Annotated in this window: 18 protein-coding genes; 9 read left to right on the forward strand and 9 right to left on the reverse strand. The window is 54.8% G+C overall.

Translation table 11 applies throughout. The annotated features are described in order from the left end of the window. Window positions 1-3: 3 nt before the first annotated feature. Together ytfR and ytfQ are read right to left on the reverse strand one after the other, a co-directional pair. Entirely contained in the window at window positions 4-1,506 is a 1,503-nt protein-coding gene (gene ytfR, locus AC27FC_RS11830) for a galactofuranose ABC transporter, ATP-binding protein YtfR (protein WP_008501421.1), read from the reverse strand. Between the two features lie 132 nt (window positions 1,507-1,638). Next, a complete protein-coding gene (gene ytfQ, locus AC27FC_RS11835; RefSeq protein WP_014882271.1) occupies window positions 1,639-2,595 on the reverse strand; it encodes a galactofuranose ABC transporter substrate-binding protein YtfQ in 957 nt (318 codons plus the stop codon). A 309-nt stretch (window positions 2,596-2,904) separates the two neighbouring features. Between ytfQ and ppa the strand changes: the two genes are divergently transcribed. From ppa to AC27FC_RS11850, 3 genes are all read left to right on the forward strand, one after another. Further along, entirely contained in the window at window positions 2,905-3,435 is a 531-nt protein-coding gene (gene ppa, locus AC27FC_RS11840) for an inorganic diphosphatase (RefSeq protein WP_010427397.1), read from the forward strand. A 223-nt stretch (window positions 3,436-3,658) separates the two neighbouring features. Then, entirely contained in the window at window positions 3,659-4,243 is a 585-nt protein-coding gene (locus AC27FC_RS11845; protein WP_032662463.1) for a hypothetical protein, read from the forward strand. Then, window positions 4,240-4,710 (forward strand): hypothetical protein, encoded by a 471-nt coding sequence (locus AC27FC_RS11850; RefSeq protein ID WP_182382950.1) that lies wholly within the window; start codon window positions 4,240-4,242, stop codon window positions 4,708-4,710. Before AC27FC_RS11845 ends, AC27FC_RS11850 begins: the two co-directional genes overlap by 4 nt. A gap of 315 nt (window positions 4,711-5,025) precedes the next feature. Here AC27FC_RS11850 and AC27FC_RS11855 read toward each other — a convergent pair whose 3' ends face one another. From AC27FC_RS11855 to tamA, 3 genes are read right to left on the reverse strand one after another with little or no spacing between them, the layout of a single operon-like run. Then, window positions 5,026-5,370 (reverse strand): gamma-glutamylcyclotransferase family protein, encoded by a 345-nt coding sequence (locus AC27FC_RS11855; protein ID WP_014830431.1) that lies wholly within the window; start codon window positions 5,368-5,370, stop codon window positions 5,026-5,028. Window positions 5,371-5,372: 2 nt separating this feature from the next. Then, complete coding sequence (gene tamB, locus AC27FC_RS11860) at window positions 5,373-9,149, reverse strand: autotransporter assembly complex protein TamB (RefSeq protein WP_094935139.1); 3,777 nt, start codon at window positions 9,147-9,149, stop codon at window positions 5,373-5,375. After that, the gene (gene tamA, locus AC27FC_RS11865; RefSeq protein ID WP_094935138.1) at window positions 9,146-10,879 is read right to left on the reverse strand and encodes an autotransporter assembly complex protein TamA; all 1,734 of its coding nucleotides are present in this window, start codon (window positions 10,877-10,879) and stop codon (window positions 9,146-9,148) included. The genes tamB and tamA overlap by 4 nt, the downstream gene beginning before the upstream one ends. Before the next feature lie 224 nt (window positions 10,880-11,103). Here tamA and msrA point away from each other — a divergent pair, with 224 nt between their 5' ends. Both msrA and paeA read left to right on the forward strand, forming a co-directional pair. Beyond that, window positions 11,104-11,745: a peptide-methionine (S)-S-oxide reductase MsrA gene (msrA, locus tag AC27FC_RS11870; RefSeq protein WP_029741954.1), complete on the forward strand. Its 642-nt coding sequence runs from the start codon at window positions 11,104-11,106 to the stop codon at window positions 11,743-11,745. Between the two features lie 212 nt (window positions 11,746-11,957). Beyond that, a complete protein-coding gene (gene paeA, locus AC27FC_RS11875) occupies window positions 11,958-13,295 on the forward strand; it encodes a polyamine export protein PaeA (RefSeq protein ID WP_032662457.1) in 1,338 nt (445 codons plus the stop codon). Between the two features lie 71 nt (window positions 13,296-13,366). On the opposite strand, the gene AC27FC_RS11880 is transcribed toward paeA, so the two are convergent. Further along, entirely contained in the window at window positions 13,367-13,573 is a 207-nt protein-coding gene (locus AC27FC_RS11880; RefSeq protein ID WP_008501430.1) for a DUF1107 domain-containing protein, read from the reverse strand. A gap of 324 nt (window positions 13,574-13,897) precedes the next feature. On the opposite strand from AC27FC_RS11880, the gene AC27FC_RS11885 reads away from it, so the two are divergent. Then, the gene (locus AC27FC_RS11885; RefSeq protein ID WP_094935137.1) at window positions 13,898-14,455 is read left to right on the forward strand and encodes a YtfJ family protein; all 558 of its coding nucleotides are present in this window, start codon (window positions 13,898-13,900) and stop codon (window positions 14,453-14,455) included. On the opposite strand, the gene cysQ is transcribed toward AC27FC_RS11885, so the two are convergent. Then, window positions 14,449-15,189 (reverse strand): 3'(2'),5'-bisphosphate nucleotidase CysQ, encoded by a 741-nt coding sequence (gene cysQ / locus AC27FC_RS11890; protein ID WP_023310160.1) that lies wholly within the window; start codon window positions 15,187-15,189, stop codon window positions 14,449-14,451. The genes AC27FC_RS11885 and cysQ overlap by 7 nt on opposite strands. A 190-nt stretch (window positions 15,190-15,379) precedes the next feature. Between cysQ and AC27FC_RS11895 the strand changes: the two genes are divergently transcribed. Further along, window positions 15,380-17,323 carry a bifunctional 2',3'-cyclic-nucleotide 2'-phosphodiesterase/3'-nucleotidase gene (locus AC27FC_RS11895; RefSeq protein WP_094935136.1) on the forward strand — a complete coding sequence of 648 codons (1,944 nt, stop codon included), beginning with the start codon at window positions 15,380-15,382 and terminating at the stop codon, window positions 17,321-17,323. Window positions 17,324-17,877: 554 nt separating this feature from the next. Here AC27FC_RS11895 and AC27FC_RS11900 read toward each other — a convergent pair. Continuing rightward, window positions 17,878-18,264: a winged helix-turn-helix transcriptional regulator gene (locus AC27FC_RS11900; RefSeq protein ID WP_094935135.1), complete on the reverse strand. Its 387-nt coding sequence runs from the start codon at window positions 18,262-18,264 to the stop codon at window positions 17,878-17,880. An 84-nt stretch (window positions 18,265-18,348) separates the two neighbouring features. Between AC27FC_RS11900 and AC27FC_RS11905 the strand changes: the two genes are divergently transcribed. Then, window positions 18,349-19,197: an SDR family oxidoreductase gene (locus AC27FC_RS11905; RefSeq protein WP_033144480.1), complete on the forward strand. Its 849-nt coding sequence runs from the start codon at window positions 18,349-18,351 to the stop codon at window positions 19,195-19,197. 85 nt (window positions 19,198-19,282) lie between these two features. On the opposite strand, the gene AC27FC_RS11910 is transcribed toward AC27FC_RS11905, so the two are convergent. Beyond that, window positions 19,283-20,737: a beta-ketoacyl synthase gene (locus AC27FC_RS11910; protein WP_224435041.1), complete on the reverse strand. Its 1,455-nt coding sequence runs from the start codon at window positions 20,735-20,737 to the stop codon at window positions 19,283-19,285. 620 nt (window positions 20,738-21,357) lie between these two features. Here AC27FC_RS11910 and AC27FC_RS11915 point away from each other — a divergent pair. Next, complete coding sequence (locus AC27FC_RS11915; protein WP_033144478.1) at window positions 21,358-22,401, forward strand: GlxA family transcriptional regulator; 1,044 nt, start codon at window positions 21,358-21,360, stop codon at window positions 22,399-22,401. Window positions 22,402-22,411: the final 10 nt, after the last annotated feature.

Genomic DNA, 22,411 nt, shown 5'->3' on the forward strand with positions numbered 1-22,411 from the left:
TCCTTATGCCGCGATGGCATTCATGATCGCCGGAACGGACAGCTTATCCAGCGGGATCTCTGCCACCTGTTTGCGATCGCGCATGATGATGACGCGATCGGCATAGCCCACCAGCTCCTCCAGCTCGGACGAAATAACCAGCAGCGCCAGACCGTCCGCGCACAGGGTTTCGATAAGCCGGATAATTTCGGCGTGCGCCCCCACGTCAATGCCGCGGGTTGGTTCGTCGAGGATCAGGAACTGGGGTTTGGTCAGCAGCCAGCGGGAGAGCAGCACCTTCTGCTGGTTGCCGCCGGAGAGGAACTCGATAGGCTGTTCCGCGCTCGGGGTACGAATACCCAGCTGACGGATAAAGCGCTCGGCAATGGCGTTTTGCTCTTTACGGGGGATCGGGCGCAGCCAGCCGCGCTGGGCCTGCAGCGCCAGAATGATATTTTCCCGCACCGAGGCCGCGGCAATAATGCCGTCCGTTTTTCGGTCTTCCGGGCAGAAGCCGACGCCCAGACAGGAGGCCTGATGCGGGGATCGTAAGGTTTGCGGTTTGCCCTTGATCAGCGCGCTGCCGCTGTCGGCCGGCTTGATCCCGAAGATCACCTCGGCGGTTTCGGTTCGTCCGGATCCTAACAGGCCCGCCAGCCCGACAATTTCGCCCGGGCGGACTTCCAGATTAAACGGCGATATCACGCCTTTCTTGCCGTAATCGCTGAACGCGGCGACCGGTTTCTCGCTGAGCAGCGTGCGCCCGGCGCGCTGAAGGGCGTTGGTTTCCAGCTCGCGGCCCAGCATCATTTTCACCAGCTCGATCTGCGGCAGCTCGCGGGTTTCGCGGCAGCCGACAAAGCTGCCGTTGCGCAGCACCGTGATGCGATCGCTTACCTCATATACCTGATCGAGGAAGTGGGTAACGAAGATCAGGCTGACGCCCTGATCGCGCAGCTGGCGCATCAGGGTAAAGAGCATCTCAACTTCCTGGGTATCGAGGCTGGCGGTGGGTTCGTCGAGGATGAGTACCTTCGCGGAGAGATCGATCGCGCGACAGATGGCGACGATCTGCTGCATCGCCACGGAAAAGCGGTTCAGCGGCTCGCGGACGTCAAGGGAGAAGCCGTACGACTCCATCAGCTTTGTCGCCCGCGCCTCCATCTCTTTGCGGCGCAGCAGGCCAAAACGTCGCGGCTCACGGCCAATAAACAGATTATCCGCCACCGACATATTCGGCAGCAGGTTTACTTCCTGGTACACCGTCCCGATCCCCAGCTGTTGGGCATGGGCGGTATTTTTCGGCGAAATGGCGTTGCCTTCCAGCCAGATGGTGCCGCGATCGGCGTGATAAACGCCGGTGAGGGATTTAATCAGCGTCGATTTTCCCGCGCCGTTCTCGCCCAGCAGCGCCATGATCTCACCGCGCCGCAGGCTGAAATCAACGTTATCCAGCGCCTTTACGCCGGGGAAGAATTTGCTTAAGCCCTCTGTGCGGAGGATTTCCTGGTGTTGTTCAGTGGTCATGGTTTCCCCCCTCACCCTGACCCTCTCCCCGGAGGGGAGAGGGGATTGATCGTGCCAATTGTTAATATCCAGCTCCGCCCTGCCTTTTCCCTCTCCCCTCCGGGGAGAGGGCTGGGGTGAGGGGCGCGGTTCTTAGTAGCCCATATTCTTCTTCTTCTCTAACTCTTCTTTCGCCGTATCAGGCAGGTAGAGCGTGGACTTAGTGACCGTCACCTTCTCAGGCATCGTGCCGTCCTTCTTGAATTTCTCCAGCGCGTCGAATGCCGGGCCAGCCATGTTTGGCGTCAGCTCCACGCTGGCGTTGGCTTCGCCGTCGATCATCGCTTTGTAGATGTCCGGCACGCCGTCGATAGAGCCGGTGAGGATATCTTTGCCCGGCTTCAGGCCCGCTTCTTTAATTGCCTGAATCGCACCGATCACCATGTCATCGTTGTGGGCGTAAACCATGCAGATGTTCTTGCCGTTGTTTTCAGCCTTGATGAAGCTCTCCATGACCTCTTTACCTTTACTGCGCGTAAAGTCGCCGGACTGAGAGCGGATAATCTTGATGTTTGGCGCTTTAGCGATGGCCTCAGCAAAGCCTTTTTTACGGTCGATGGCCACGCTCGCGCCGACAGTGCCCTGCAGCTCAACGACGTTACACGGCTTGCCGTCGACCTGTTTCACCAGCCAGTCGCCAATCAATTGCCCTTCAAGCACGTTGTTGGCGGTCACGGTGGTCATATAGAGGGATTTGTCTTTGACGTCGATGGAACGGTCGAGCAGGAAGACAGGGATCTCAGCGTCTTTCGCTTCCTTCAGGACGGGTTCCCAGCCGGTCGCCACGACGGGTGCAATAAAGATGGCATCCACGCCCTGGGCGATAAAGGAGCGCACGGCTTTGATCTGATTCTCTTGTTTTTGCTGACCATCGGCGATTTTCAGGGTAATGCCGCGTTTCTGAGCCTCGCTTTTCGCAACGTTGGTTTCTGCCGCTCGCCAGCCAGATTCGGAGCCGACCTGCGAAAAACCTACGGTTAAGGGAGCGGCCATCGCCATAGACGACATGGCTGCCGAAACTGCTGTGACAAGAAGTAAGCGCTTCCACATATGAGCGTCCTCGTAGGGGTGTTTATTGTTGGTTAAAAGATGTTCTGCGAAATGACTATAGCCCATGAAATATGTAACGAATTGCGTTACATCACACTTCAGAAAAGTGAATAAAACGTTAATCACAAGTTTGTAATCGCTTTCATTTCACCATGAAAAATGCGGCTGAGTTTATGGATTTTTCTGTCATGGAATCGGTCTGAAAAGTGGAGAAAGCGGGGAGAGAAAGCGAAAACAGGCGGAGACATTCAGCGCGAGTTGGCTATAATACCTGCCACTTGTTTACCATCCATTTTAAAGGACACCGACATGAGCTTACTCAACGTCCCAGCGGGTAAAGAACTGCCAGAAGACATCTACGTAGTTATCGAAATCCCGGCTAACGCAGATCCGATCAAATACGAAGTGGACAAAGAGAGCGGCGCCCTGTTCGTAGACCGTTTCATGTCTACCGCGATGTTCTATCCATGCAACTACGGTTACATCAACCACACCCTGTCTCTGGACGGTGACCCGGTTGACGTGCTGGTCCCAACGCCATACCCACTGGAGCCAGGCTCCGTCATTCGCTGCCGTCCAGTTGGCGTGCTGAAAATGACCGACGAATCCGGTGAAGATGCGAAGCTGGTTGCGGTACCGCACACCAAGCTGAGCAAAGAATACGATCACATCAAAGATGTGAACGACCTGCCAGAGCTGCTGAAAGCGCAGATCACTCACTTCTTCGAGCACTACAAAGACCTCGAAAAAGGCAAGTGGGTTAAAGTTGACGGCTGGGACAACGCAGAAGCGGCGAAAGCAGAAATCATCGCCTCCTTCGAACGCGCTGCTAAGAAGTAATTCTTACTGCTGTTAATGAAGGCCCCGCGAGTCGGGGCTTTTTTATTTCCCTGGTTGAGAGTAGTACAAACTTAACTTTTAAGAATAATCCCATTCCTTTTGTTTTGGATATTAAAAACAAAAAAAGACTCCCTATCATTTATAGTGGGAGTGGTTGAATAGCCTGGCTGTTCACAACATACTGTCATGATGATCATTAATCCCCATTCATTACAGGATTCATATGTCATCCATTAACATTGATGTTGCCCGCCCAACTGGAATTTATTTTATCATTGAACGGTTGTATTCCCGCGATGGTTATATGCCTTCTATTGGGGAAATCAGCCCCTCTTTGACACAGGTGCACCGTACTGTCATTCAGCTAAAACGCAAGCAGGATATGTTTATGGATGGTGTTAAGGTTACCCCTAAAGATATTACCCTTTGGCAACAGATAAAATATATTACGGGTTCAAAAGTAACGACCAAGGATACAGATGCGTTAGTGTATACGACCGATTTTATCGGCTCCCTTGTTGCCACCACGCCTTTAGGTAATATTGAGCATGAAAATATTCCTCGCTTCCTCACGACAGAGTCTATCCACTCCCTTCCACAGGCGGTGAGTTATGGGCGTGATCCCATCCCACAAGTCCTTCTTTATGGTCGTAAGGATATAGTCTTCTTTATGGATAATGGTGGTAAGGGTACACCAACCGCTATTGCAAAATATAACCACAATACTCGTGACCTTGCCATAATCAAAGATCAGCTAGAAGCCAGTAAAACGATGAAGGAGCTGCTATCTAAGGGAGCAAAATTATGAGTAAGAAAAGCCATGTCATGAGCCTATTCGTCCTTATTATTGCCTCCTTTGTCTTTGGCAGAAGTACTTATGTTGAATATCTGTCATGGTACTATGGAAGCGATCATTTAATATTCAGTCAAATAAATAGCGCATTACTATCTGGTTTACTTAACGGACTTTACTTCGCGCTATCATCAAGCATTATTTATGCGTTACTCACTCTATTAAAAACAATTCCCAGAAATATCTTTTTTTCTTGTCTTCTGCAATTCTTTATTAACATAGGGCTATATACGCTTTTTGTTGCAGTAGATAGAGGTTATAGTAAATTGCATACTTTAGGCTCGGGTGCTACTGATATCACCCAAAGCTATTTTTTAGGGGCGTTGCTGATGAGCACACTCCTGACCGTCGCGATCGTGAGCGTTATACATGCTAAGTTTCTTTCTTCAAAGCATAAAGATGGGCTACATAAAGGCGTTTGACTGTTACGGTAAAGACAGTAAATGGCAGTATCTCTGCATCATGACATTCCAGCTTGCCTGGTTTTTGTTTTACTTATGGATCCCTTATCGAAGCGATTATGTGATTCTGCTGTTTTTACTGTTTTTCCTGCCCGTCATTTCAAGCAATACGCGGTGCATAAACTACTATGGCCGTTCACGCGCCTTGTGTTTTTTATGGCTTATTGCCCCGTACATCATGCTGTTCGTTCCTCTGTTTTTAACCCGACGCCGGGATACAGAAGAGAGTTGAAGGAATAAAAAAAACAACGCCACCTCACGGTGGCGTTGTTTTTTTCAGTACTGGTCTCTGTCTAACCAGTTACCGCTTACAATCCGCGTTAACCCTTCGACCGGACGCTGGTAGACGTACATCCACGCACTTCCGTACGGCGTCTGGATCAACTGGCGTGCGTATTCACCGCCCCTGGTGCGCAAGGCATCAAGTTCGGCAAGCGTCGCGTTATCAATACGATAGACTTCACCCTGTACTGTTCCTTCGCCCGGAACCGCGCCTGGATAGTGGCCCAGGCTGTACAACTGGTAGTTCTCGATATTGTAATTCCCCAGCAGCAGGGCATTGGTCATCCAGTGACTGTTGCCTTGCTTGGTTCGTAAACTGCCGTAGACAAATATTCGCATTGCTAAAACTCAAACTGATAGAGCAGATCAAGTGCCTGGTCTACGCCGGACACTGCTTCCAGATATAGCTTGGGCATCAGGCGATAGCGTAACGTGAGAGTTGCCAGTGAGTCAAAGATCCCCACACCATATTTTACCTGCAGACCCGGCAATACATAGCCGCTGACCACCACCTGCGAGGAGTCACCCACGCCCTGGGTGTCCAGCGCCAGATTGCTTACGCCGAACGTCTCGCCGATTTTACCCACAACCTGCCCACTTTGTGCAACCCCCAGACCCACTAACATCGAGGTCATCGCCGCACTGTCGCTTTGTCCGCTGTTCAGACCTTGTCCACGCAGCAGATAAGAGAGGGCTTCCTGCTGCGACATCGCCGGGTCAGAGAAGATCTCCGCCTTCGGTTCGTCGGCGGAGCCGGTGACGCGAACGCCAGCAATGACGTCATCTTCCGTCGCTTCCGGGTTACGAATCGCCTCGATATTCAGCAGGGGCTGATCCGGTGGGCCGGAGAACAGCAGCTCGCCTTTGCGCACAATCAGATCCTGACCATAGGCGTGGAAACGCCCTTCAGGGATAGTGATCTGCCCGTTCAGGCCAAGCCCTTGTTTATCCTGCGCCACTTTCAGATCGCCCGTGAGCCTCGCCTTCAGCCCAAACGCATTCAACCGCACGTTATTTCCCACGTGCACGATGAGGTTACTATTGATCGGTATGCCCGCGCTCTTCTGTTCGACAGGTTTCAGATTTTCATTGAGCATCACTTCATCACTTGAGACGCCGACCGCGCTTTCCGGCACGTCGTGAACCACGATGCGCGCCCACGGCACGTCGACGCGCCCGTCAAGCGTAAAGAGGCTTGGCGTGGCTTCAAAGACCACATCAGGCGAAACGTCCAGGCGCACCATTGGCGGTACGGTGATGCGTACCCGGCTGCCCTTCGCGGCAATACGGGCGCGCCAGTTGTCGAGCTGGCTCCAGTCCGCGTCGCCGCTCAGGTTGATTTGCCCTTGCTGCGTCAATACCGAGCCGCTCAGCGTCGAGCTCATACCGTTGAAGTTCATCGCGATCTGGCTGGGCTGCATGTCAAACGGCATGAAGTTACCGTCGATATCCACGCCGCTGAGCCGCATCTGACCGAACAGCTGCGGGCTTTGCACGTTACCGGCCAGGCGCAGGTTAGCGTTCAGCATGCCCTCCGCTTTTTCCCCGCGCGCGAAAATCGGGTTCACCATCGCCAGGTTGAAGTTACGGACGTTGACGTTGCCGCCCAGATTACGCCGTCCCTGCGGATCGGTAATCTGGACCTGCCCGTCCAGCTGACCGTTGTTGGTCAGGCGGATCGTCCACCCCAGCTGTGCGCGATTGTTATGCAGATCGGCACTCAGGTTCAGGGTGTCGAACGCCACCGGCAGCGGCGCGTCGTTGACCTCCTGCGTCACCTTCACGTTACGCCCGGACAGCGTGACGCTGCCCTGCGGCAGCCCCTCTTTGGTGGTGTCCCAGGCGACATCGGCTTTCCCGCTGAAGACGCCGCTGGCCTGGGTCGTGTCCGGCATAAACGGCTTCAGCATCGCCAGATCGAAGCGGTTGAGGTTGATCTGCGCGCGCCCTTCCGCACCCGCATCGATGGTCTGCGGCACGCACAGCTCCGCATTCGGGTTGGTCCAGCAGTGTGGCCCAATGCTTATCTTCTGCTCAGCGTTGCGGTAGTCGAGGGCAATGGCGCGCGAGAGCGCCAGCGGCCCGACCGGCGTATTGAAGCGCGTGTTATCCAGCGTCCCTTTCCAGCGTTCTTCTTTGCGGTCGAAGCTGCCGGTAAGGTGAAGCTGGCCGGAGACCGGCTCGCCCTGCACGCGCAGCTGGAGGTCGTGCTGTTTCTCGTTCCCTTTGGCGTCCAGGGTGACCAGGTTAATGTTCACGTCCGGCTGAGAAATGCGCTCCACGCGCAGGTTCAGGCTACCGCCGATCTGATCGGTGGATTTCACATCCCCTTCCACGCGGACGCGGGCAACGCTCAGCTCCTGCCAGCGCAGGTTATTGGCGGTAATGTCCGCCAGCAGCTGCGGTGCCTCCACCGTACCGCGCACTTTCACGAGGCCCTTCGCCGTGCCGCCCAGCCCCGGCAGGGCGTTATCCAGATTCGGCGCGTCGATGGTGGCGTCCAGATTGAGATCTTTCACCCCCAGCTCGCCTTTGATATCCGCCGTGTTGCGGCCCAGCGCCACGTGCAGCCCCGGGATAACCCACTGCAGATAGCTGTTGCCTTTCACCGAGCCTTCAACGTTAACCTTGTTCTGCTTCACGTTCCCGGTGAGCTTGATTTCCGGCACGTCCATCTGCCACGTACCGCCGTACAGGCTGCCGCGGGTTTTAATCAGGCCATCCAGCTTCGACGGCCAGTCCGGCACCTCTTTGGCGGTGTTAATACCCGTCAGCTTCAGCTCGCCGCGCCAGCTGATCGCCTGCTGCCAGTCGAGCAGCGCGGTCAGCTCGGTTTTGCCTTCCAGCGCCGCGACGGTCAGCTTGTCGAGGTTGACCTGCTGTTCGTTGCCCTTCGCATCCAGCGTGATGTTCGCGGGCGGCACGCCCTGTCCCTTCACCGCGGTGCGGAACGAGAGCGCGTAGTCGGTCATCTTGCCGCTCAGCTTCAGCTTCAGATCATCGGCCTGGAACTGCTTTTCGCCGGTGAACGGCCAGTAAAGCTGCTTGCTGACAACCTCCAGATTGAGCGGCAGCCCGGCTTCCGCCAGCTGCGTTTGCGCGCGCAGGACCATGTCCACCGGGCCTGAGAGATTCACCCCGACATCCAGCTTATCGCGCAGCGCACCGCCCACTTTGACCTTCACCTTTTCGCCTTTCAGCGGATCGATGTTGAGGGCACTGTTAAGCGTGATGTCCACCGGCCAGTTATCGCGCAGCAGGGCATTCCCTGACGCATTCACCGAGCCCTGGTTGGTGTCGATATCCAGCGCGTCGAGCTTCATGTTGCCGTCAATGCTGCTGACTTTCAGCAGCATGGTGTAGACCGTCAGATCGGTATCGCCGGTCAGGCGCAGCTGCTCGCCTTTGAACTCCTCGATGTTGAGGTTCAGCGGCAGGTGAACGTCGGTCATTTCCGGCAGGACAGGCTTCGAGAAGAGATCTTTCAGCGTTTCGCCCAGCGGCTTTTCTTCCGGCTGCGGGTTCTGGATCTTCGGCTCGACGATCTCTTCCTGCGCCACGTCGGCCACCTTCGGCAACGCGATCAGCAAGCCCTGCAGGGACGTCGGCGTCAGGGTGAGGTTTTTCTCCTGCCAGCGTAGGCCGGAGGTGAAATCCATCACGGACACGGTAGTGTCGTCGATTTTGATATTGACGTTATCAAGCGCGACCCGATAGAGCGCGATCGGGTACGGCGTGGAGAGATTCAGCGGGCCGCTGTCCTCTTCCTCGACCGGCGCAGACTTCGGCATTTTTTTCGAATCTATCGCCACGTTGACGTCTTTAAGCGACAGATCGTTGACGCAGAGCTTGCTGTCGCGCAGGCAGCCCAGCTTCACCGCCAGGTGGAACTCCCCGGCGTTCACCGCCACGCCCGGCTGCTCGTAGCGGATATTCTTCAGACGCAGATCGCGCCAGCCGCCCGTTACCTGGCCAATCTCCAGCCCCGGCACCCAGCGGTTCGCAGCGTTAAACAGCAGATGCAGCCCGGTCGTCGTTCCCACCAGAAACGCCACCGTACCGAGCAGCAGCACGATAAAAATCAGCACCCCGAGGCTTATTTTCTTCCATAAACTCATAATTCAGGCCCCAGACCGATGTAAAACTGTAATCCGTGCTCTTCTTTGTCACCGACAGGCACGGCGAAGTCGAGCTTGATGGGCCCGACGGGTGACTGCCAGCGTACGCCCACGCCCGCGCCGGTTTTAAAGTCGCTGCGGCGGATATCGTTCACCGCCTCACCGCCGTCAACAAACATAGCGCCCCACCACTTTCCGCTGACGTTGTACTGATACTCCAGCGATCCGGTCGCCAGTTTTGATGCACCGGTCAGTTGGCCTTTCTCGTTCTCAGGTGAGATCGATTTGTACTTATACCCACGAATGCTGCGGTCGCCCCCGGCGAAGAAGCGCAGATCCGGCGGAACGCGCTCGAAGTCTCCCGTTTCAATCCAGCCGAGATTGCCGCGCATCACAAAGCGGTGTTTGTCGTACAGCGTGCGGATCCAGACGTTTTGCGCCTGAATCACCGAGAAATCCACGTCGGAGCCCCAGGCGGAGTTGGAATAATCGATGGAGTAGCGCTGTGAGTCGCCCCAGGTCGGCATCAGGCCGCCGCGCGAGCGGGTACGGCTGATCATCACGCCCGGATAAAGCAGCATGGTGGTATTGGTGACGTTGGCCTGGGTAAAGTGGTCCAGGCTCCAGCGCAGGTTAATGGCGCGCTGCCAGCCGCTGGAGAGATCCCAGAAGCGGGAGACCGCAAGGGTCGTAGAATCCTGCTTGGTGTCGTTCAAGTCGGTGCGCTTAAAACCGCCCTGCACAAGGTAATATTGCTCAAGCGGGTTTTTCAGCAGCGGCATTTTGTAGCTGAAATCCAGCTGCTGCTCGGGCGCAGAGAGGCTCAGGCTGGTGGTCAGGCTGTGACCGTACGAGTTCATCCACGGCTTTTTCCACGAGGTTCTCACGCGTGGTCCAACATCCGTCGAGTAGCCAACACCGGTCTCAATGGTGTTCTCGGTGCGCGGCGAGACAACGCCATGCAGCGGCAACACCTTCGTTTTGCGAGACTTATCAAATTCCGGTGCGACAACCACGGAGTTAAACCAGCCGGTAGCGGAAAGACGACGGTTCAGTTCCGCCAGGTCTCTCGACTGGTAGTAATCCCCTTTTTTGAACGGCACGAGGTTTTGCAGATACTCTTCACGAATTTGCGAACCTTCAAACGTCACATCGCCAAAGCGGTAGCGTTCTCCGCTGTCGTAATCGATATCCCAGAAGGCCTGACGCCGATCCAGCGCAATCCCCAGCTGGCTTTTATTGAACTGGCTGTCGAAGTAGCCCTTACGCAGGGAAACGTTCGTCAGCTCTTTTTTGAAATGGTCGTAGTCACCGTGGTTAAGCACGGTACCGATTTTCGGCCGCGTGTTGAGCAGGTCCAGGTAATCCCGGTCGGTACGCGCCCCGCCGCGCAGAATGACGTTCGTGCCGCCAATCAATACCGGCTCACCCGGCGAAACGCGGGCAATAAGAACCTGGCGCCCCTTCTTTGGCGGCGGGCGGAGATCGAAATCAATGGTGGGTTCGTAATACCCCAGCGCTTTCAGCCCTTCACGGATGGCGTCATCGACGCGCGCGCGAAAACGCCGGTCCGGCGTCACCTCATCACTCTGGATGGTCGACAACTGCGCACGCACGTTTTTTTCCAGCGCCCCGGATAACCCCTCAACCTGCAAACGGACATTCGCCGCGCTGGCAATCCCGCTTGTCAGCAATACACTGACTAAACATAACTGGCGGATTTTTGTCACGTTTTCTCCTGAATATCCCTGTTTCCACCCTGGAAGCAAATGAAGTACCGCTCCGCGGCAAAATACGGCCTGTTGGCCAAAAACCCAAATCACGGGTTGAAAACGGGTGTAACACCCAAATATTTCTTATGATTAAATCTAGACTCATTCAGCGCATTTATTGTGTTCAATTAAACGCTTCGTGACAACCTTAACCGAAACATCGCACCCCGGGAGGCCCCATCGTGAGTTTATTCGACAAAAAGCATCTGGTTTCACAAACTGATGCATTACCGGGACGCAACACCCCTATGCCTGTGGCGACCTTACACGCCGTCAATAACCATTCCATGACAAACGTGCCGGAGGGAATGGAAATCGCCCTGTTCGCCATGGGCTGCTTCTGGGGCGTTGAGCGCCTCTTCTGGCAGCTGCCCGGCGTTTACAGCACGGCGGCTGGCTACACGGGCGGCTACACGCCGAATCCTACCTATCGCGAAGTCTGCTCCGGCGAAACCGGGCATGCGGAAGCGGTACGCGTGGTCTATGACCCTGCAGTCATTAGCTACGAACAGCTCCTGCAGGTCTTCTGGGAAAACCACGACCCGGCGCAGGGCATGCGTCAGGGCAACGACCACGGCACACAGTACCGTTCGGCCATTTATCCGCTCACGCCCGAGCAGGATGCCGCCGCGCGCGCCAGCCTTGAGCGTTTCCAGCAGGCCATGCGTGAAGCGGGCGATACGCGCGAGGTGACGACGGAAATCACCACCGCGAAACCGTTCTACTATGCCGAGGACGATCACCAGCAGTATCTGCATAAAAACCCGTACGGCTACTGCGGTATCGGGGGCATCGGCGTCTGCCTGCCGCCACAGCTGGCCTGATTATCAGCCGTTAAATCGTCGCCCGTACCGGACAGCGCCACGCTGTCCGGTCTTTTTTATGCCAAAATGTGACCTCTGGCAGATTTACATCTCTTTACGCTATACTACCCGCTGAAATAATCGGCTCAACGCTACGAGCTGATTTTCAATGTGTTTTCACACAAATGGTATCAACTCCCCTTCTGAGGATCTGGCGATAAGCCGGATAAACTATGTTAAACAGTATTTTAGTAATACTTTGTCTGATTGCCGTCAGCGCGTTTTTCTCGATATCTGAGATCTCGCTGGCCGCGTCCCGTAAAATCAAACTGAAGCTGCTTGCCGATGAAGGCAACATCAATGCCACCCGCATCCTGAAAATGCAGGAAAATCCCGGGATGTTCTTCACCGTGGTGCAAATTGGCCTCAACGCGGTCGCCATTCTCGGCGGTATCGTGGGTGATGCGGCGTTTTCTCCGGCGTTTTATAGTCTGTTTGTTAAGTACATGTCCGTTGAACTGGCCGAACAGCTGAGCTTTATCCTCTCCTTCTCGCTGGTAACCGGCCTGTTCATCCTCTTTGCAGACCTGACCCCGAAACGCATCGGTATGATTGCGCCAGAAGCTGTGGCTTTGCGTATCATCAACCCGATGCGCTTCTGTCTGTACGTGTTTCGTCCGCTGGTGTGGTTCTTCAACGGCCTGGCGAACGTCATTTTCCGCATCTTTAAGCTGCCGATGGTGCGTAAAGACGACATCACCTCTGACGACATTTATGCGGTGGTGGAAGCCGGCGCGCTGGCCGGGGTGCTGCGCAAGCAGGAGCACGAGCTGATTGAGAACGTATTCGAACTGGAATCCCGTACCGTGCCGTCTTCCATGACGGGCCGTGAAAACATTATCTGGTTCGATTTACATGAAGATGAGCAGAGCCTGAAGAACAAAGTGGCGCAGCATCCGCACTCTAAGTTCCTGGTCTGTAATGAAGATATCGACCACATCATCGGTTACGTCGACTCCAAAGACCTGCTGAACCGCGTGCTGGCAAACCAGAGCCTGGCGCTTAACAGCGGCGTGCAGATCCGCAATACCCTGATTGTGCCGGACACCCTGACGCTCTCAGAAGCGCTGGAAAGTTTCAAAACCGCCGGGGAAGACTTCGCGGTTATCATGAACGAATACGCGCTGGTGGTGGGTATTATCACCCTGAACGACGTGATGACCACGCTGATGGGCGACCTGGTTGGCCAGGGGCTGGAAGAGCAGATTGTTCAGCGCGACGATAATTCGTGGCTGATTGATGGCGGCACACCGATTGAAGACGTGATGCGCGTGCTGGATATCGACGAGTTCCCGCAGTCCGGCAACTACGAGACCATCGGCGGCTTTATGATGTTTATGCTGCGTAAGATCCCGAAACGTACCGACTCGGTGAAGTTCTCCGGCTACAAGTTTGAAGTGGTGGATATTGATAACTACCGCATCGACCAGCTGCTGGTGACGCGCATCGATAACAAACCGACCGTACTGGTACCGAAGCTGCCGGACGCGGAAGAGAAGGTGTCGGCGTAAAGTACCAGCCTCTACAAACATCAACGGCTCCCATTGGGAGCCGTTTTTTTAACTACTGCATAGCACGTTGGTTAAGCCATCTCAGTCTGCAGACGCATAACCTGACGGTTGACTTCGGACATCACAGACAGGTGCTGTTTGTCCTTCACTTTTGGGACAAGGATCTTGCCCTTATCAAACTCAAAAGCGCCAACATCCTTGATGTACAACCGTCCACGGAACAGGATCTTCACGTACTTCGCCACCTGAAGCGGGTTGTAGCGTTGGAAAATTTTCATTCTTGTATCTCCTGCGAATCATACGCTCTTGCGGTGCCACAATCGGCCCGACTGTCCTGAGCGCAAATTTTAATGCCCAATGACTATAGACCAGAACTACGGTGTTACCCAGTGTGCATAAGTTTATTTACCGTTTGATTACAATTATTCAGAATAATCTTTGCAAAGCGTGACCGGGCGCAGTATAAGCCGTCGTTTTTTCATGGATATGTGCGTTCGCCCGCAAACTGGCATCGGGATTGCGGGAAAACCCCATTGATCGCACTTATGATTAAAAGCGCAAGACCAAGTGGTCGGATCACCTGCAAACAATAAGGAAACGCCATGACCCTACGTAATATCCTTGCAGCAACCTGCCTGCTGCTGCCGCTGTGGGCTTCCGCTCACAACATTGAAAAAGGACAACGTGTACCGCCAGTCGGCATTGCTGACCGGGGAGAATTGATTCTCGACAATGATAAGTTTAGCTACAAACCCTGGAATAGCGCGCAGCTCGCGGGCAAAGTGAGAGTTGTACAACATATTGCCGGTCGTACATCCGCAAAAGAGAAAAATGCTACCCTGGTGGAAGCGATCAAGGCCGCAAAATTCCCTCACGACCGCTACCAGACGACCACGATTGTTAACACCGACGACGCCATTCCGGGCTCCGGGATGTTTGTGCGCTCAAGCCTTGAGAGCAATAAAAAGCTCTACCCGTGGTCGCAGTTTATCGTCGACAGCAACGGCGTAACCCGTAAGGCCTGGCAGCTGGAAGAAGAGAGCTCCGCGATTATCGTGCTGGATAAAGAGGGCCGCGTACAGTGGGCGAAAGACGGCGCGTTAACCCAGGAAGAGGTGCAGCAGGTTGTCGACCTGCTGCATAAGCTGCTGGCTCAGTAAATAGAGACGCGGAAACCGGGGTTGAGGAAGGATTCGCGCGGGGTATAGTCCAGCGGCTTGCCCTGCCAGTCATGAACATGCGCCCCGGCGGCCGCGGCAACGGCATGACCTGCCGCGGTATCCCAGACGTTGGTTGGCCCAAAGCGAGGGTAGAGCTGCGCATGGCCTTCCGCCACCAGGCAGAATTTCAGCGATGAGCCAATCGAGGTGGTCTGGTGTTCACCCAGCTGCTGCAGGTACTCCTGCAGCTCGCTGTCGCTGTGCGAGCGGCTAATCACCACCAGCGGTGGACGCGCATCGCGCACCTGGATCTGCTTGCGCACGCCGCACTCTTCCTTCCACGCCTTCCCTTCTGCAGCGCTGTACATCACCTTCATTACCGGCGCGTAGACCACGCCCAGCACCGCTTTGCCCTTCTCAATCAGGGCGATATTGACGGTGAATTCACCGTTGCGCTTGATGAACTCTTTTGTCCCGTCCAGCGGATCGACCAGCCAGTAACGCTGCCAGTGCTGGCGCTCGTCCCAGCTTTGCGGCGCTTCTTCTGACAGAACGGGGATGTCCGGCGTTAAGGCCTGTAATCCTTTCAGGATCACCTTATGCGCCGCGATATCCGCCGCCGTGACCGGAGAGTCGTCGGCCTTGCTGACCACCTCCATAGGTTTACTGCCGTCATACACCTGCATGATGGCATCTCCCGCATCCCGTGCGAGCTGACAAATTTTATCTAGCATTTTCCACCTCTTTGTTAACGCAGTGAGGTTAACTCTTTGTTTTAGTTATATCGTAATGTGAACAATTCCGCTATCTGTGAAGCAATTCCGGTTTCAGGTGACTTTTTTCTGTCAGGATTCACATTTCTGTAAGCAACAAGCTATAGATACATACTCTTTTGTGCTCTGCATCGAAAAAAGGACTCCTCTGATGATTAAGTTTAGTGCAACGCTTCTGGCGACGCTGATTGCAGCAAGCGTACAGGCGGCGACGGTAGATCTGCGTATTCTGGAAACGACCGATCTGCACAGCAACATGATGGACTTCGATTACTACAAAGATACCCCGACGGAAAAATTCGGTCTGGTACGCACGGCAAGCCTGATCGATGCGGCGCGTGGCGAAGTGAAAAACAGCGTGCTGGTCGACAATGGCGATCTCATTCAGGGCAGTCCGCTCGGGGATTACATGGCGACCAGGGGGCTGAAAAAAGGCGAGATCCATCCTGTTTATAAAGCGATGAACACCCTGGACTATACCGTCGGCAACCTCGGCAACCACGAATTCAACTACGGTCTAAAATACCTGCATGACGCCCTGGCCGGTGCGAAATTCCCGTACGTTAACGCCAATATCATCGACGTTAAGACGCAAAAGCCGCTCTTTACCCCTTACCTGATTAAAGAGACAAACGTCGTCGACCAGGACGGTAAAAAACAGACGCTGAAAATCGGCTATATCGGTTTTGTGCCGCCGCAGATCATGACGTGGGATAAGGCCAACCTCGACGGCAAAGTGACCGTTAACGACATCACCGAAACCGCGCGGAAATACGTGCCGGAAATGCGCGAAAAAGGCGCCGATCTGGTGGTCGTTGTCGCCCACTCGGGTCTCTCCGCCGATCCGTATCAGGCCATGGCAGAAAACTCCGTTTACTATCTGAGTGAAGTCCCGGGCGTCGACGCGATCCTGTTCGGCCACGCCCACGCGGTCTTCCCGGGCAAAGATTTCGCCAGCATAAAAGGAGCGGACATTGAGAAAGGGACGCTCAACGGCGTGCCTTCGGTGATGCCGGGCATGTGGGGCGACCATCTTGGCGTGGTGGATCTGGTGCTGAATAACGACGGCGGCAGCTGGAAGGTGACGCAGTCAAAAGCCGAAGCGCGCCCGATTTACGACGCTGCGGCTAAAAAATCTCTGGCGGCGGAAGATAAAAAACTGGTCGACGTGCTGAAGCACGATCACGACGCCACGCGCGAATTCGTCAGCAAGCCGATCGGCAAATCCGCCGATAACATGTACAGCTTCCTGGCGCTAGTGCAGGACGACCCGACCGTTCAGGTCGTCAACATGGCGCAGAAAGCCTATGCGGAACACTTTGTGCAGGGCGATCCGGATCTGGCAAAACTGCCGGTCCTGTCAGCGGCTGCGCCATTCAAGGTTGGCGGGCGTAAGAACGACCCGGCAAGCTATGTTGAAGTCGAAAAGGGCCAGCTGACCTTCCGTAACGCCGCCGATCTCTATCTCTACCCGAACACGCTGGTGGTGGTAAAAGCGACGGGCCAGGAGGTGAAAGAGTGGCTGGAGTGCTCTGCCGGACAGTTTAACCAGATTGACCCGCACAGCAGTAAGCCGCAGTCGCTGATTAACTGGGACGGCTTCCGTACCTATAACTTCGACGTGATCGACGGCGTGAACTACCAGATTGACGTCACCCAGCCGGCGAAATATGACGGCGAGTGTCAGGCGATCAACCCGCAGGCGGAGCGCATCAAAAACCTGACCTTCAACGGCAAGGCGATCGACCCGAATGCCACCTTCCTGGTGGTGACTAATAACTACCGCGCCTACGGCGGTAAGTTTGCCGGTACGGGAGATAGCCACATCGCCTTTGCCTCGCCGGACGAGAACCGCTCGGTGCTGGCGGCGTGGATCAGCGCGGAGTCGAAGAAGGCGGGCGAAATTCATCCGGCGGTGGACAACAACTGGCGCCTCGCGCCGATCCACAGCGATACGAAGCTGGATATCCGCATAGAAACGTCGCCGTCCGATAAGGCAGCCGCGTTCATCAAGGATAAAGCCCAGTATCCGATGAAGAAGGTCGCAACAGATGATATCGGGTTCGCGATTTATCAGGTGGATTTGAGTAAGTAAAAACAAAACGGCAACATACGTTGCCGTTTTTCGTGTTTGTTTCCTCTCCCTATGGGAGAGGGGTCCTCAGTAATTTTCCAACTCGAAGCGATGAATATTTCTTCAGAAAAATTAATGAATTGCAGCGATGCCCTGGTCCGGCTGTAAATCGCCGAAGCGTTTCCGCAAGGCCGGGGCGAGGCGCAAGGATGCGCCGAGAGGGCGTGGCCTGCAGGGATGCAGGCTCATGCCCGACCCGATAGCCTGAAGGAATAAGCTGAGGACAAAATTGCCGGGAGCAATTTTGGACAGCGCCTGAGCTGGCCCTGAAAGGGTGAGCCCCAGGGATGGGGCGAGCAATCCGCGAAGCGGCGATTTACCGCCGGGAGCCCGGGTCGCCAGGGCGGCGGCGATTGAGCCGCCCTGGCACGTTCACAGGCCATGTCGTTACAGAGAAGCAAGGAACATAAAGTGAACGGAATGACCACCAGAGTTATATGTTCCCCCCTCACCCCAGCCCTCTCCCTCAAGGGAGAGGGGGTCGCCCACGCAGGCATTAGGTCAGGGTGAAGACATCAGGCCGCACGATCGTCCCGATTCGCCATCACCTTCGGCGTATTCACCTCAATCCAGTCCGCCAGCGCGGCGACTTTCTCGCTGACCTCAATCCCCAGCGGCGTCAGGCTATACTCTACGTGCGGCGGCACCACCGGATACGACACGCGATCGACAAACCCGTCCAGCTCCAGCGCCTGGAGTGACTGGGACAGCATCTTTTCGCTCACCCCGCCCATTTTACGGCGCAGATCGCTAAAGCGATGCGTTCCCTGGCGCAGGGCCAGCAGAATCAGGACACCCCAGCGGCTGGTCACGTGTTTGAGCACCTCGCGTGAAGGGCACTGTTCCGCGAAAAGATTGCCATCGCGCATTTGTTCGCTGAGCGTCGGTATCGTTGTTTTCATACTTACCTTTTTGTACGTACTTACTAAAAGTTAGCCATGGTGCTAGTGTGCCACAACACCAGACAAACACGAAGGAGATTCATCATGATCGCGATTACCGGCGCTACCGGCCAGCTTGGCCATCTCGTTATCGAACAGCTGCTGAAAACCGTACCGGCCAGCCAGATTGTGGCCATCGTACGTAACCCGGCGAAAGCGCAGGCCTTAAGCCAGCAGGGAATTGTCGTTCGCCAGGCGGACTACACGGATGAAGCCGCATTCACCGCCGCGCTGAGCGGCGTGGATAAGCTGCTGCTGATCTCTTCCAGCGAAGTCGGCCAGCGCGCGACCCAGCACCAGAACGTGATTAACGCCGCCAAAACGGCAGGCGTGAAATTTATCGCCTACACCAGCCTGCTGCATGCGGACAACTCACCGCTGGGTCTGCATGTTGAACATGTTGCCACTGAAAAAGCGCTGGCGGCGTCCGGCATCCCTTATGCCCTGCTGCGCAATGGCTGGTATACCGAAAACTACCTGGCGAGCGCGCCGCCTGCGCTGGAACACGGCGTGTTTATTGGTGCGGCAGGCGAAGGCAAAATTGCCTCTGCCACCCGCGCCGACTATGCCGCGGCAGCCGCCAAAGTGATTGCTGAAGAGGGCCACGCGGGCAAGGTCTACGAACTGGCGGGCGACCACGGCTGGACGCTGAGCGAACTGGCGGCTGAACTCAGCAAACAGAGCGGGAAGCCGGTAACCTATCAGAATCTCAGTGAAGCGGATTTTGCCGCCGCCCTGAAAAGCGTCGGCCTGCCTGCAGGGCTGGCAGATATGCTGGCGGACTCGGATGTGGGTGCGTCCAAAGGGGGACTCTTTGACGATAGCCATACGCTGAGCAAACTGATCGGGCGCGCAACGACGCCGCTGGCGCAGAGTATTAAAGCCATTCTTTAACAGTGTCACCGTTCTTTCCTGCGGCCGGGTGATTTCCCTTACCCGGCCCGCTCATATTTATTAATAATAAAAACAGATATAACGATTAAAAGTCCGGGTATTCTTTATCCGTCGCGTACGTTATCGGTTTTTCAAATCCGGGAATGGTGATGCCATTCATATCAATCTTAATATCTTCCTCATTTATCCCCTGCTGGCCGAACAGATAAATGACATTCAGTTCCCCCTGTGACGCCGCCTGGTCGTAGGCGTTAGCCTGACGTCGCACCTGGCGGTTACGCTGCTGATAATCCGCAAACACCGTTTCCCCATAGCGTTTGCGCAACCATTGATGGGTAAGCTTTGGCGAGTAAACCACCCCCGTGGCATTATTACCGCCAAAGCCTTTTGAATTAATAAAGGCGATTTGTCCCTGACCTTCCTCTAATTTGCAGTCCTGAAGAGGAATGGTTAAGCGCGCATTGTTCACCTGCGGCGCGATGTGGGACACGCTTTTAATTCCCGGCAAAATACCATAGCGGAAGACGCCGAGGCAGCCGATCAGCTGGTCGCCGCTGGCTGGGCCCAGGGAGTGACCGAGGTACGATTTCACCGCCGTCACCGGCCAGTCGCGAATCGAAAAAGCTTGCGCAACGCGGTCAAAAATATCGGCCTCGGAGACGCAATTCTTCGGCGTGCTTGAGCCGTGCGCCTGAATAAACGATCCCTTCTGCACCGTCTCTATCCCGGCCATCGATACCGCAGAGGCTACGGCTTTCGCCATGGTGATGTAGTTCCCCGGCCCCGGCGACGCAATAGAGCGTTTAAAGCCGTCAGCGTTGATGAAGACATTCCCCACCGAACCGTGGATCTCTGCGCCAAGCTGCAGCGCCAGCTCGTCGTCCATTAGCACGACATACTGGCTGGATTCTGCGATAACAAAACCGCAGCTGTTACCAAACGGGCGGCTGCTGTTGCGCCAGTCGGCCGTTTCCGTTTCATCAGTGTGCTTAAGCTTGCTCTCCGTTGCCAGGGCGCCCATGGCATCGAATCCTTCAATCACTTCTGAGGTGACCGGCGCTTCGGCGCTGCCAACGACGGCTACGCGAATGCGCCCCGCTTTGATATCCTCAACTGCCGCATTCAGGTTATACAGAAACGTGGCGCACGCCCCCAGCGTGGCGCTGGTATGACCGACGCTACCCAGCACATACGCATTGAGGAAATCGGCGCACATGCTGTTCAGGCCCAGCGGGCATTGTTTGGCGCTGACGCGATGGCCTTTCAGGCGCGACTGCAGCATTCCGCCAAAGCCATAATCGTCGAGCTGCCCCATGATATTGCCCGAATAGACGCCGAGCTGATCCGGCGTGATTTTGGCCTGTACCTCTCGCCACGGGATCCCCAGCGCGTTGATGGCGTCTGACGCTCCGACAATCGCCATTTGTAACGCCCGCGGATGGAACTGCGAATTGTAATGGTCGCCCGGACGGAATCCCTGCGGCAACAGCCCTGCAGCCTGAACCTCCGTGCGCAGCAACGCCTCAATTTTACAGTCCATCTCTCCCTGGACGGTAATACGGACGCGCCGCTCCGCTAATTCTTCAACGTGCCATCCCGCCGGTAAGGGTTGAGGTAATTGCCTGGCAGATATATTAAAACTGAATCCCTCTTCGCCTGAAGCCATATTCAATTTTGCATGGCCGGCAATAGCATCGACATCAAAGTAGTCGCGCGTAATTTTTCTGATAAGGGTTCCCTCAAGCACCTCGTCTTTTATCCTCGCGGCAGCCTGAGCAGGTGTGAATCTTTTACCGGAAATATCGTAATACCCACCTTCATCATATTTAAGGATGCCCATCAGGATGGCTAACGATAATAACGTATCCTGCCGTTCCTCTTCCGATAATGACTCAATAATCATTCGACGGAATGCATGATGTGAAGAACTACGCCCAGCTGGACCATAGCCGCCAAAAGCCGTTATTACGGGTAATTTCACCATAATTTATTCTCTCGTGGTCGTGGATTTATTTTATTAAGCAAGTGCGATAATTTCAGATATTAGTTTACAAATCACCAACAAAAGCTAATATGAAAATCCAGCCAAAACGCTGACTTTTTTGGCCACGGCAACGATGAGCTACCAAAAATAATAGTCAAAACAGGTATTAATCAAAAATGACAAATACACAAATAGGATTTGTGTTATGTGAACGCATGCTAAGTTCCGGTCTCAGCCTTCCGATTGAAATGTGGAAAGCGGCAGCCAGTAGCTATTTAGCTGAGCAAAAAACAACATCCCACGCAGGCACGCACAAACCGGAGAAGTCACCCTTCAGGCTCTGTCGCCCGGAGAATATTCTGAAGGTGAATACCATTGGCATAAACAGCGAGCCCATCCTGACGCACAGTGGTTTTAGCATTACCGCCGATACCACCCTTGCCGCAGACAGACACTATGACGTTATCTATCTTCCTGCCCTGTGGCGCAATCCTCGCGCGGTGGTCAGACAACAGCCTGAACTTCTGGAATGGCTGACCGAGCAGGCCGCGCGAGGAACCCGCATCGCCGCCGTCGGAACGGGCTGCTGTTTTCTGGCGGAGTCGGGATTGCTAAACGGAAAGCCCGCCACCACCCACTGGCACTACTTCAAACAATTCTCGCGCGACTACCCCAGCGTAAAATTACAGACAAAGCATTTTCTCACTCAGGCCGATAATATTTTCTGCGCCGCAAGCGTTAAGGCCCTGTCCGATCTGACGATCCATTTTATAGAAACGATATACGGGAAACGTGTAGCCACCCATACTCAACGGACATTTTTCCATGAAATTCGTAGCCAGTTTGAACGCCAATGTTACAGTGAAGAAAACAAACCCCATCCGGATGAAGATATTGTTCAAATTCAAATCTGGATAAAAGCCAACTGCGCCTCGGATATATCCATGCAGAATCTTGCAGATATGGCCGGCATGAGTTTGCGCAACTTTAATCGCCGCTTTAAAAATGCCACCGACATGTCCCCACTGCAGTATTTATTAACCGCCAGAATTGAATCCGCCATGACAATGCTGCAATCCACCAATCTGTGTATTCAGGAGATTGCAAATGCGGTTGGATATCAGGATATTGCGCACTTTAATCGCCAGTTTAAGCATAAAACAACGGTTTCACCGGGGGATTACCGTAAGACCGTCCGGGCAAAGATGTTTAGTGCATAAACTGCGGTCA

It is taken from the genome of Enterobacter sp. C3_dUdeg (assembly GCF_057536195.1).